At 35.4% G+C, this 13781-nt stretch carries 7 protein-coding genes; 4 read left to right on the top strand and 3 right to left on the bottom strand.

The window, feature by feature from the left end; all coding sequences use genetic code 11:
• Window positions 1-3: 3 nt before the first annotated feature.
• The gene (locus tag DVK85_RS11455) at window positions 4-2505 is read right to left on the bottom strand and encodes a M14 family zinc carboxypeptidase (RefSeq protein WP_114678570.1); all 2502 of its coding nucleotides are present in this window, start codon (window positions 2503-2505) and stop codon (window positions 4-6) included.
• A gap of 202 nt (window positions 2506-2707) precedes the next feature.
• Here DVK85_RS11455 and pheT point away from each other — a divergent pair, with 202 nt between their 5' ends.
• Entirely contained in the window at window positions 2708-5131 is a 2424-nt protein-coding gene (gene pheT / locus DVK85_RS11460) for a phenylalanine--tRNA ligase subunit beta (protein WP_114678571.1), read from the top strand.
• Between the two features lie 80 nt (window positions 5132-5211).
• Here pheT and DVK85_RS11465 read toward each other — a convergent pair whose 3' ends face one another.
• Entirely contained in the window at window positions 5212-6489 is a 1278-nt protein-coding gene (locus DVK85_RS11465) for a tetratricopeptide repeat protein (RefSeq protein WP_114678572.1), read from the bottom strand.
• Window positions 6490-6504: 15 nt separating this feature from the next.
• Window positions 6505-9063, bottom strand: a complete 2559-nt coding sequence (gene gyrA, locus DVK85_RS11470; RefSeq protein ID WP_114678573.1) for a DNA gyrase subunit A — start codon at window positions 9061-9063, stop codon at window positions 6505-6507.
• Between the two features lie 258 nt (window positions 9064-9321).
• Here gyrA and DVK85_RS11475 point away from each other — a divergent pair, with 258 nt between their 5' ends.
• The 3 genes from DVK85_RS11475 (at window position 9322) to DVK85_RS11485 (ending at window position 13779) form a co-directional block, all read left to right on the top strand.
• A complete protein-coding gene (locus DVK85_RS11475) occupies window positions 9322-11868 on the top strand; it encodes an ATP-dependent Clp protease ATP-binding subunit (protein ID WP_114678574.1) in 2547 nt (848 codons plus the stop codon).
• Window positions 11869-12027: 159 nt separating this feature from the next.
• Window positions 12028-13398, top strand: a complete 1371-nt coding sequence (gene rimK, locus DVK85_RS11480; RefSeq protein ID WP_114678575.1) for a 30S ribosomal protein S6--L-glutamate ligase — start codon at window positions 12028-12030, stop codon at window positions 13396-13398.
• An 18-nt stretch (window positions 13399-13416) separates the two neighbouring features.
• The gene (locus DVK85_RS11485; protein ID WP_114678576.1) at window positions 13417-13779 is read left to right on the top strand and encodes a DUF1304 domain-containing protein; all 363 of its coding nucleotides are present in this window, start codon (window positions 13417-13419) and stop codon (window positions 13777-13779) included.
• Window positions 13780-13781: the final 2 nt, after the last annotated feature.

The following is a 13781-nucleotide window of genomic DNA, read 5'->3' on the forward strand; positions in this document are numbered from 1 at the left end:
TATTTAATTTACTAAAAATAAAGCATTACTAAACAAGATGTTACCATTTTCCCAAAAACCACGAAACAATGGGTTATCTATCATATAAATTACCTGTCCTGCTTTTTTGTGCTCTACTGCAAATGTAACTGTATTTTCTAATTTCTTTTTCAGGTTGTGTCCTATAAAACCGAAGCTATTATAGTCTTTAGGTACATATATTACATTATCAGCTCCTTTTAAAAGTTGGTAATAAGATGCATCTGTTTTTAGGCTATAGTAGCTATCCCCCAGCCCGTAGGTTAACGGATGGCTTTTATCTATAACATTCTCTACAATTGCTCCCGGCACAGCGTTAGACATAGCGCTGCGCTCTCTGTTATTAGAATCTAAAAATCTATTATCAAGAGCTTGTTGCTGTTCACTACCTGTTATAATAGCTTTATCCTCATCGCTAACAAACTTAGTAAGACTATATCCTGACGCATCTTCAAAAATACTTAGTGCACCGCCAATAGCTATAACTTTTCCGCCTCTCTCTATAAAGTTATTAATTTCAGCTATTTGAGATGCTGTAAAACTGTATCTACCATCTGGTAAAATGAGAGTATTATAAGTGGAAAAATCAATTCTATCAAAATTTTGAAGGTCTACAATACTTAAAGGATAATTAGCAATTTGTTCCATATAAAACCATACTTGCCCAAAATCTGTAGCACTAATACCATTACCTGCCAGCAACATTGCCTTTGGTGCTTTTAATAGTGTGTAGTACTCCCCTCCTAAATCGGCACCATTAACTGAAAAGCCACTTTCTATTACCTCATAGTCTGGTTTATCTATCAATAGTACATCTAAAATATTTTCAAAACCATTTATGTTTTTATTATCACTCTTCAATACTATAAGGTCTCCAGGATTAATACGGATACCACTATATAAGGAGGCACGTTGTGCCGAACGCACTTTTATACCGTTTTTATGTAATGAAGCTACTATTTTTACAGATTCTCGCCCATTCCAAGGAATGTAGTAACCATATATATTATCATATTCTAGTTTGCCTTTATGGCTTACCTCTTGTTTTGTTTTTATAACAAGATTATTCTTTAAAGCATAACTCTCTATACCATAAGCATGAGGTAATGCCCAAGCAGTAATATCATAAGACAAACTATCTGAAAGGTGTTGATGTGGCTCAAAAAATACCTGAGTGAGTACCGCTTTAGGCTGATTTACATTTACAATAAGATCATTCGGCTCTACAGTAAAATCTTTATTACTATCTGACTGGTAATGATAACCCATAGTTTTTTTGGTTTCATCGGCATACGCATATTCTATTTTATTTCGCTCCAGTAGTTTTGTAAGCTGCACCGCTTTCCCATTATTCTTTACTATATATGTTTTATACTTCCCTTTCGGGTTTTCTCGGCTGTCTTTAAAATAGTTTCTAAAATTTTTAACCAATTTCTCTTTTTGCATAGAGGCAGTTTCTACAGCTGTAAGCACTGCCATAGTGTGGTGGTCTATCCTATCCTGTAGTGTAAGGATATTACCATTGCTCATTTTTATGGCACGCCCTGCATTTATACCACCTTGTTCATAAGTCATACCCACAGCACCATTAAAACACGGATAGGTATCGCCATAACTTGGATAAAACAAATCGAAACGTTCGCGGGTATAATATCCCCATCCCTCAGTATCAAATTTTTTAGAAGTGTTCTCCCCTATGCTATTATGAAATTCTTTTTGATATTGGGTAACAAAATCATGTATAGGCTCTGCTGCTGGCGGAAAAAAATAAGGTTCATTATACCCCATTTCGTGTACATCTACGTGCACCATTGGCATCCATTGGTTATATAGTGCCATGCGTTGTTTAGTTTCGGGTTGCATTTGCCATGCCCAGTCACGATTCAGGTCATAAGCATAATGGTTTTGCCTGCCACCTGGCCAAGGCTCCATATGTTCCCTGTCATTTAAACCTGTATGTACAGCTTCTCCTGCTATAGACCGTAACCAATTGCCATATCTAGAATAACCATCTGGGTTTAAACAAGGGTCTAAAATTACTATTGTATTTTCAAGCCACTTTTTAGTTTTATTATTATCTGGATTTATTAACTCATAAGCTACTTGTATAGCGCTTTCGGCTGCACCTATTTCGTTACCATGCACATTAAAACTAAGCCATACAATAGCTTTATCGTTTATTGTTTCTGGTTTATTTGGTAACATCCCTATTTGATAAAGGTTGTTTTGTCTTATCTCTTCTAATTCCTTCAAGTTTTCAGGAGTAGAAATATAATAAGCATTAAGGGGGCGTCCTTCTGATGTCTCTCCATAGGGTTGTTTCTTAATGTGATCAGAATATTTTACTAAATCATCAAAATAGTCTTCAAGTTTATGATGGTAGCTTACTTGTTCGCCATAACTTGGCATAAACATATCTGGGCTTGTTATTTGGGCTTGTATCGAAAAACCAAATAGTAATGCAATAAACAATACTGTTTTTTTCATGAAAAAGGTATTAAAGCTCAAATGTAAGAATTTTGATGAAGTAATACTTACGGCTTATTAACAGAAACAAATTACCTGTAATAAAAACACATAGCAGGGTTATTTTATAAGTACTTAATATTTTATCTAAATAGTCCCTAATGCTCTGCTATATTATCGGTAATTATTATCTTTGCTTGCTTTAAAAAAACAATTTATTAAAATGCGTATATCCTATAACTGGTTAAAACAGTTCATAAAATTAGACTCGACATCCGAAGAGACTGCCAACCTACTTACTGACCTTGGACTTGAAGTAGAAGGTGTAGATAAGTTTGAATCACTAAAAGGGGGGCTAAAAGGTATAGTAGTAGGGCATGTACTTACATGTATACAACACCCTAATGCCGATAGACTACGCATAACTACTGTAGATCTTGGCGATGGTACTCCTATACAAATTGTATGTGGAGCTCCTAATGTAGCTGCTGGGCAAAAAGTGCCTGTTGCTACCATAGGTACTATGCTATATGATAAAGATGGAAATTCATTTCAGATAAAAAAAGGGAAAATACGCGGTGAAGAAAGTCATGGTATGATATGTGCCGAAGACGAACTTGGTCTTGGCGAAAGCCATGACGGTATTATGGTGCTGCCCGAAGATTTAAAACCAGGTACACCCGCTGCTGAAATATTTGATGTAGAAACGGATGAGGTTTTTGAGATAGGACTTACACCTAACCGTGCCGATGCTATGAGTCATTGGGGTGTAGCACGCGACTTACGTGCAGGAATGAATCTAAAAAATATTCATACCGAATTAATAACACCTTCTGTAAGTAATTTTAGAGTAGATAAGCGTACACTAAAAATGGATGTAACGGTAGAGGATAGTAAACTTGTGCCAAGATACTGTGGTGTCACTATATCTGAGCTTACCGTAAAACCATCGCCTGCATGGTTACAAAACAGGCTAAAATCAATAGGTATTACACCTAAAAACAATGTTGTAGATGCTACAAATTATGTTTTACATGAGCTTGGACAACCATTACACGCATTTGATGCTGGTAAAATAAGGGGTAATAAAGTAATTGTAAAAACTGTAAAAGCAGGAACTAAATTCACAACATTAGACGATATAGAAAGAACACTACATGAAGAAGATCTAATGATATGCGACGAAAATGGTCCTATGTGTATTGCAGGTGTACTTGGAGGTAAAAATTCGGGTGTTGATGAAAACACATCATCTATATTTTTAGAAAGTGCTTATTTTAACCCTGTATCTGTAAGAAAAACAGCTAAAAGACACGGTGTGAGTACTGATGCTTCTTTCCGTTTTGAAAGAGGTATCGACCAAACAATAACGCAGTATGCGCTTAAAAGAGCAGCTCTATTAATACAAGAAACTGCTGGTGGCGAGATAACTTCAGATTTAATTGATTTCTATCCTAAAAAAGTAGAAGATCATACTGTTTTTCTGAACTTTGAACATGTAAAAAGAACCATAGGACAGGAAATTCCTGTAGAAACTATAAAAAAGATATTAGTATCACTAGATATTAAAATAAATACAATGTCCGAAATTGGAATCGGATTAGTAATACCGTCTTATCGTGTAGATGTAGAAAGAGAAATTGATGTTATAGAAGAAATACTAAGAGTATATGGGTACAACAACATTAGTTTTACTCAAAAGCTAAACGCATCTATATCTAACGCTACGCGTACAGAAGATTATAAGCTGCAAAATATTGTAGCTAATCAATTGGTTGCATTAGGTTTTAATGAAATGATGGCAAACTCACTTACTACCCCTGAGTATGTAAAGCTTTCTGAAAACCTGAAAGAAGAATTTAACGTAATGATGCTAAACCCGCTAAGTAGCGACCTTTCGGTAATGAGACAATCATTACTATTTAGCGCATTAGAAGCTGTGTCTTTTAACATTAATAGAAAACGTGCCGACTTAAAATTATTTGAGTTTGGAAAAACGTACCACAAGCTACCATCAGGTTATGATGAAAACAAACACCTTACGCTTACTGTAACAGGTAATCGTTTAGCTGAAACATGGACACAACCACAAAAAGCATCTGATTTCTTTATGTTTAAAGGTATGGTGGATATGGTACTGCAAAGACTTGGTGTAACTAAAACACAAACTCAACCATTAACTAATGATGTTTTTGCTGAAGGCTTTGCTTACACGATAGGTAAAGATGTAATAGTAGAAATGGGAACTATTAAAAAAGGTATTCTTAAAGAATTTGATATAAAACAAGAGGTTTTCTTTGCCGATTTTAATTGGGGAGCGCTTATTAAACTTGTGTCTGTAAAAATTAAGTATAGTGAAATTTCTAAATTTCCAGAAGTTCGTCGTGACTTGGCGCTATTGGTAGATACTAATACTTCTTTTGAGAGTATATATACTATTGCAAGGCAAACAGAAAAATCTTTACTAAAAGACATTAACTTGTTTGATGTATATGAGGGTAAAAATCTTCCTGAAGGTAAAAAATCTTATGCTGTTAGCTTTATACTACAAGACAATAATAAAACGCTTACTGATGAGCAAATTGATAAGAGTATGAATAAAATAAGAACAAACCTTGAAAAAAATGCAGGTGCACAATTAAGGTAACTTTATTATTTACAATCATAAAAAATGCCCTTACAAATATTTGTAAGGGCATTTTTAGTATAAATAACTTATGTAAATAATTACTCTGCTTTTAGTGCTTTGTATTTATCCATCATTTCAAGTCCTTGGTATAAAGTACCTAATATATTTTTTATATTCTCATCTTCAGGCTTTATTTCATGTGCTTTTTCAAGATAAATAACTGCTTGCTTGTACATGTCATCTCTTTGCTTTTTAAGAGCATCATAGCGCTTCATTTCTTTGCTAGATGTACCAAGATCGTTCATCTCTTTAACAATAGCATCTTCTCCTTCAAGCTGTAATATCCCTAAGTTTTGATAAGCCTCTACAAAGTCAGGTTTAAGCTCTATGGCTTTTTTATAATATAAAGTAGCCTCTTCATTTTGTCCTGATTTAGAACTCGTAACACCTAAATTAAAATATAAATTAGGGTCTTGAGAACCTTGATTTAATACTTGGGTTACTGCTTTTTTATAATTTTCATAATCTTTAGCTTCAAGATAAATCTGTGCTTCAGCCATTAAAAGAGAAGTATCATCAGGGTTAGCTTTTTTAGCCTCTGCAAGTGCTGCCATTCCTTTTTCTTTCTCTCCTTGGTTAATATATATTAAAGCTATATTTTTAATAATATCACCTTTTTTAGACTCCTCACGGTATATAGCAGGCTCTGTGTAAGATTGTTGAGCTACATAAAGATCTCTTACTTTTTTATCCCCAAAATACTCTACTTCACCTTTAGGGTTTTTAGCAGTATAGTTAAGTACAGTTCCTGTAAAACCAACTTGTTGTAGTTCTTTATAATACTCTAATGCTTTTGGGTATTGCTGGCTATTTACAGCATAAGCAGCAGCATTATATAAGTATACTGTATCTTTCGAGCTTATTCTATATACTTTCTCGTATAACGGATAAGCTTCTTTATACTTTTGCTGTTTACCTAATGCTGATGCTGCATTTATCAGCTCACTTCTCAACTCAGGATAAAACATATTATTTATTTGCTCTGAGTGCTTCTTCTTCTTCATTCCACTTTCCAACTCTATTACCTTATTAAAGCTCTCAATTGTAGGATCAAGATATGTCTTTGCACTAGCTTTATTAGCTTTCATTTGTGCAAGACCATAAACTCCTTTATAATAATAATAATCTGCCTTTTGTTCCTCATCGGCTGCACCAATTTTAGATTCTAGCGCACTTAATTGACTTTTATAGTCGTTAAAATCTTTTGCTTCAGGAAATACATCGCGAGACATCTTTCTTAAAGCCTTTAATTCGTCTTTTTGAGCAAAAACACTTACAGAAAGCAATAAAGATGCTGCTATTAGGTATTTTTTCATAATTGTGTGTTTAAATTATTCTTGTTCTTCGTTAGTTTCTTCTGTATTTTCAGTATTAGGGTCTATAGCTCCTGTTACGTCATTATCGGTTTCTTCTCCTTCTAAAGCTTCACCAACAGCCTCTTCTACAGCTTCCTCCTCACGCATCACTTTAGTAACTGCAGCAATAGAGTCGTTTCCTTTTATATTTATAAGACGTACTCCTTGTGTAGCGCGCCCCATTACTCTAAGGTCTGCAACTTCCATTCTTATCGTTAAACCTGATTTATTTATAATCATTAAATCATCTGTATCTGTAACGCTGTTTACTGATACAAGAGCACCTGTTTTATCGGTTATATTAAGTGTTTTTACACCTTTACCTCCACGATTGGTTATTCTATAATCTTCAAGACTAGAACGTTTACCATATCCTTTTTCAGATACCACAAGTATTTCGCTATTCATATCATTTACAGATACCATACCAATTACCTCATCGTTATCATCTTGTAACGTAATACCTCGAACACCTGATGCGTTACGACCCATAGGTCGCGTTTTACCTTCTTCAAAACGAACTAGTTTACCCGATTTTACTGCAAGTACTACTTGGCTTTCACCTGTAGTAAGTTTTGCTTCTAGTAACTCATCATCCTCACGAATGGTTATTGCATTAATACCGTTAAGCCTTGGGCGAGAGTACTGCTCCAATAATGTTTTCTTAACTATACCTTTCTTGGTAGCCATAATTACATAATGGCTATTAGTATACTCTTCGTCTTTAAGATCTTGCGTACAAATAAATGCTTTTACCTTATCATCACTTTCTATATTAATAAGGTTTTGTATAGCACGTCCTTTACTTGTTTTAGTTCCTTCTGGAATTTCGTAAACACGCATCCAGAAACATTTCCCTTTTTGTGTAAAGAAAAGCATATACTGGTGGTTTGTCGCTACAAATAGGTGTTCTAAGAAATCTTGGTCGCGGGTAGCCACACCTTTTTGTCCTACGCCTCCCCTATTTTGTGTTTTGTACTCACTAAGTGGTGTACGTTTTATATAACCTGCATGCGAAATAGTAATTACCACACTTTCATCAGCAATAAGGTCTTCTATACTTACATCACCTCCTGCATATTCTATCTCCGAACGACGTTCATCACCATACTTATCTCTTATCTCGATAAGTTCTTCTTTGATAAGCTCCATTCTAAGCTCTTTACTTGCTAATAAAGCTTTCAATTCAGCAATCAATTTCATGATTTCTTCATATTCTGCTCTTAGCTTATCTTGCTCTAGCCCTGTAAGTTGCCTTAAACGCATCTCTACAATAGCACGTGCCTGAATTTCTGAAAGTTTAAATCGCTCAATTAAGTTAGCACGAGCTTCTTCTCCATCTTTAGAACCTCTAATGATACGAATAACCTCATCAATATTATCTGAAGCTATAATAAGCCCTTCTAATATATGTGCTCTTTCTTCTGCTTTACGAAGATCGAATTTCGTTCTTCTTATAACTACATCATGCCTGTGTTCTACAAAATAGTGAATCAGGTCTTTTAGGTTAAGCATTTGCGGTCTGCCTTTTACCAAAGCAATGTTATTTACACTAAATGACGATTGTAGTTGTGTATATTTATATAATGTATTAAGTACTACATTAGGCACAGCGTCACGCTTAAGAATATAAACGATACGCATACCTTTTCTATCCGACTCATCACGAATATTAGCAATACCTTCTATCCTCTTTTCATTAACCATTTCGGCAGTTTTCTTAATCATCTCTGCCTTATTTACCTGATAAGGTATTTCGGTAACTATGATACACTCTCTACCATCTACCTCCTCGAAGCTTACCTTCGCACGCATTACAACTCTTCCACGACCTGTTTTAAAGGCTTCGCGAACACCGTCATAACCATATATTACACCACCTGTAGGGAAATCAGGGGCTTTAATATAATTCATCAGTTCATCTATCTCAATATCGCTATTATCAATATAAGCCAATGTACCATCTACAACCTCTGTAAGGTTGTGTGGTGGCATATTAGTAGCCATACCAACTGCAATACCCGATGCTCCGTTTATAAGTAAAGTAGGAACTCGTGTAGGCATTACTGTAGGCTCATATAACGTATCATCAAAATTCAATTGAAAGTCTACGGTCTCTTTATCAATATCAGCCATTATTTCTTCTGATATTTTACGCATCCTTGCTTCAGTATAACGCATAGCAGCAGGGCTGTCGCCATCTACAGAACCAAAGTTACCTTGCCCATCTACTAATAGATAACGTAAGCTCCACTCTTGTGCCATACGCACCATTGCATCATATACAGATGTATCGCCGTGTGGGTGATATTTACCTAAAACCTCTCCCACAATCCTTGCAGATTTTTTATGGGCACGGTTAGAGTAAACACCTAATTCATTCATTCCGTAAAGTACTCTTCTGTGTACGGGTTTCAAGCCATCTCTAACATCAGGAAGCGCCCTTGAAACAATTACCGACATTGAATAATCAATGTAGGCTGACTTCATTTCGTCTTCAATGTTAATTGGGATTAACTTTTCTCCTTCAGCCATAAGTAGTTATATTAAGATTTTATATTATTACAAAACGTGCCAATATACGCAATTTTATTAGCATTCATAAGGCTTTAATTAAAATTTTTTATCGATTTATTAACATTAATTATACCTCAAACAGTTAATAAAGTAATGATAAAATATTTTCATTTATGATGTTTTTTTTGTCAATTAGCATGACAGTACCTTTGTATAGGTACGGTTTTTGTAAAATCTTATGTAAATACTTATATTTACATTATTCAAATGCATACTATGGATGACAATTTTTCACCAAGAGTTAAAGACGTAATTACTTATAGTAAAGAAGAGGCTTTACGGTTAGGTCATGACTTTATTGGTACGGAACATTTAATGCTGGGTATCCTGAGAGATGGCAACGGCAAAGCTATCTCCATATTAAACGGTATTTCAGTTGATTTGGATCATTTACGCAGAAAAGTAGAGATATTAAGCCCTGCAAATCCTAATGCGGAGCGCAATGATAAAAAAAACCTGCACTTAACACGACAGGCAGAAAGAGCACTGCGAACTACGTTTCTAGAAGCTAAGGTTTTCCAGAGTACAGCTATAAGTACGGCTCATTTACTACTATGTATACTGCGTAACGAAAATGACCCTACAACCAAATTGCTAAACAAACTAAAAATTGATTACGAAACTGTTAAAGAAGAATTTATCAATATGACATCAAACGAAGAAGATTATCTCGAAAACCTGCCTCGTGCAGAATCATTTAATGATGATGCAGGACAGGATGACAGTATGCGTGAAAGCTCGTTTACTAATCCTTCTTCTAGCTCAAAAACAAACAAAAAGTCTAAAACTCCTGTATTAGACAACTTTGGTCGTGACCTTACAGAAATGGCCGAGGAAGGAAAATTAGACCCTGTAGTTGGGCGTGAAAAAGAAATTGAACGTGTATCGCAAATACTTAGTAGACGTAAAAAGAATAACCCATTACTTATTGGTGAACCTGGTGTAGGTAAATCGGCAATTGCCGAAGGTCTTGCACTACGCATCATACAAAAGAAAGTATCTCGTATTCTTTTTAACAAGCGTGTAGTAACATTAGACCTTGCTAGTCTTGTAGCAGGTACTAAATATCGTGGGCAGTTTGAAGAGCGTATGAAGGCTGTAATGAACGAACTAGAAAAGAATGACGACATAATTCTTTTTATAGACGAAATACATACTATAGTAGGTGCAGGTGGTGCTACAGGCTCGCTAGATGCCAGCAATATGTTTAAACCAGCATTAGCAAGAGGCGAAATTCAATGTATTGGTGCTACTACACTAGATGAGTATAGACAGTATATAGAGAAAGATGGTGCACTGGAAAGACGTTTCCAGAAAGTAATTGTTGAACCTACATCGGTAGAAGAAACAATTACCATACTTAATAATATTAAAAACAAGTATGAAGACCACCATAGTGTTACTTATACAGACGAAGCTATAGAGGCTTGTGTAAAGCTAACCAACAGGTATATGAGTGACCGTTTCTTGCCAGACAAAGCTATTGATGCGCTTGATGAGGCAGGCTCTAGGGTGCACATTACTAATATTGATGTTCCTAAACAAATACTTGACCTTGAAAGACAACTTGAAGAAGTACGTGAGCTAAAAAACTCTGTAGTTAAAAAGCAGAAGTATGAAGAAGCTGCTAAACTTCGTGATGACGAAAAACGCATTGAAAAAGACCTTGCCATAGCACAAGAGCAGTGGGAAGAAGACTCTAAAAACAATCGTGTTACCGTTACCGAAGACAATGTTGCCGATGTAGTAAGCATGATGACAGGCATACCTGTAAACCGTATAGCACAAACAGAAAGTAACAAACTAGCAAAACTACCTGAGCTTATAAAAGGTAAAGTTATTGGGCAAGATGAAGCTGTAAACAAGGTTTCTAAATCAATACAACGTAATCGTGCAGGGCTTAAAGACCCTAATAAACCTATTGGTTCTTTTATATTTTTAGGACAAACAGGTGTGGGTAAAACCCAGTTAGCTAAAGTACTTGCCAAAGAACTTTTTGACTCTGAAGATGCGTTAGTACGTATTGATATGAGTGAGTATATGGAAAAATTTGCCATATCGCGTCTTGTGGGCGCACCTCCAGGATATGTAGGTTATGAAGAAGGCGGACAACTTACCGAAAAAGTAAGAAGAAAACCGTATTGTGTAGTATTACTTGATGAAATAGAAAAAGCACACCCAGATGTGTTTAACATGTTACTACAAGTACTTGACGATGGATATCTTACAGACAGTCTTGGCAGAAAAATAGATTTTAGGAATACTATTATAGTAATGACATCTAACGTTGGTGCAAGACAGTTAAAAGACTTTGGGCAAGGTGTAGGTTTTGGTACATCTGCCAAAAAGGCACAGGCTGGCGATTATGCCAAAGGTGTTATAGAAGCAGCATTGAAAAAAACCTTTGCTCCTGAGTTTATTAATAGGATAGATGATATTATAGTATTTAATCCGCTTGAAAAAGAAGATATCGATTCTATTATCACTATAGAGCTTGAAAAACTTTATGATAGAATAAGAAGTCTTGGCTACAATATAACGCTATCAGAAAAGGCAACGAGCTTTATTGCCGAAAAAGGATTTGATAAGCAATATGGAGCAAGACCTTTAAAAAGAGCCATACAAAAATATGTGGAAGATGTATTAGCAGAAGAGATTATCACATCTAAAATAGCTAGTGGCGACCAGATATTTATGGATCTTGATGAAGATGCAAAAGAACTTGTTGTTACAGTAAAAAAAGCAGAAAAACCTGCTGAATAATAAGCAACTAAGCTATCACAGCAAAAAATCCTCGAAGGCAATAGTTTTCGAGGATTTTTTATTAATGTTTAGTAATTAATAATTTTTATAGAAAAAAATCATGTTTCCTTTTTTCTATAAAAAAAAATAGTACTTTAGTTTGAATAATCTTGATATAAAATGTTAGATAAAGTAATTGTAGGGAGTGAAGAGTGGTGTGCTTTTCCTGAGCTTAATATACCCACTATTAAAGCGCGTGTTGATTCGGGAGCAAAGACTTCTGCCCTGCATGCTATTAATATAGTCCCGTTTGTAAAAAATGAAGAAGATTGGGTCAAATTTGATGTTAACCCAATACAGAGTAATACTCGAACTGTAATACATTGCGAGGCTCCACTAGTAGACAAGCGTATTGTAAAAAGCTCTAGTGGTTACCGTGAAAAACGCTATGTAATAAAATCTGAAATTAAAGTAGGAGAATTAAGTTGGGATGTAGAGCTTACTTTAACAAATAGAGACTCAATGGGTTTCAGGATGCTATTAGGGCGCGAAGCTATGAGTGGGCGCATATTGGTTGACCCTGAACAAAAATACTTATTAGGACAGCCTACGGCAGAAAAATTAAAAGAATATTACGAGAAAAACGAAGAGGTTCGTACAGGGCTTCGTATTGGGCTACTTGCTAGTAACCCTGAGCTATACAGCAATAAGCGTATTATGGAGGCAGGAGAAGCAAGAGGGCATGAAATGCATTTCTTGAACTTGAAATACTGTTACATGAAACTCGATGCCGACACTCCAGAGATTCATTACCGTGGTGGTAGAGTATTGAATGATTTTGATGCTGTTATACCTAGAATTCGCCCTAGCATGACGTTTTATGGTTGTGCACTTACACGTCATTTTGAGGCATTAAAAGTATATTGTCTTAACTCGGCTACTGCAATAACGCAATCGCGTGATAAACTGTATTCATTACAATTACTGTTAAATAACGGTATAGATATACCTACTACAGGATTTGCCAATTCTCCTCTTGATACTAACGACCTTATAAAAATGGTAGGCGGTTCTCCGCTTATCGTAAAACTATTAGAAGGCACACAGGGTAAAGGCGTAGTACTTGCTGAAACTAAAAAAGCTGCCGAGAGTGTTATTAATGCTTTTAAAAGCCTTAATGCAAACATATTAGTACAAGAATTTATAAAAGAGGCCGATGGTAAAGACATACGCCTTTTTGTTATAGACGGTAAAGTAGTAGCCTCTATTCAGCGAGAAGCATTGCCTGGCGAATTTAGAGCTAATATTCACTTAGGGGGTACTGCATCTATAATAAAAGCTACTGTAGAAGAAAGAAGAATTGCCATAAAAGCAGCTAAAGCTATGAATCTTAAAGTGGCTGGTGTAGATATTATACGATCTGCAAAGGGACCTTTACTCCTTGAAGTAAACTCTTCTCCTGGACTTGAAGGGATAGAAGGAGCTACTGAAAAAGATATTGCTGCCGAAATGATACGTGCTATAGAGAAAAACTTTAAGATGGTGCGATAAAATAAATAATTACAGCCTATGCCTTTGTTATCTAAAATAATTATTGCCATCATAGCTATTGTACATATCTATATATTATGGCTAGAAATGTTTGGCTGGATGACAAAGGCTAAAAAGGTTTTCAGAAAATTTCCGCCCGAATTATTTGCCGCAACAAAACCTATGGCTGCCAATCAGGGGCTATACAATGGTTTTTTAGCAGCTGGATTAATATGGTCGTTATTTATTACAAATAGCGATTGGAGCATCAATGTTGCAACTTTCTTTTTGGGCTGTGTTGCCGTAGCAGGAATGTATGGTGCTGCTACCGTACAAAAAACAATATTGTATGTACAAACTGTACCTTCCGTTGCTGGGCTGATTTCAATTTATCTTTTATAAAA

The organism is Flavobacterium arcticum (genome assembly GCF_003344925.1).
Taxonomy (GTDB): domain Bacteria; phylum Bacteroidota; class Bacteroidia; order Flavobacteriales; family Flavobacteriaceae; genus Flavobacterium; species Flavobacterium arcticum.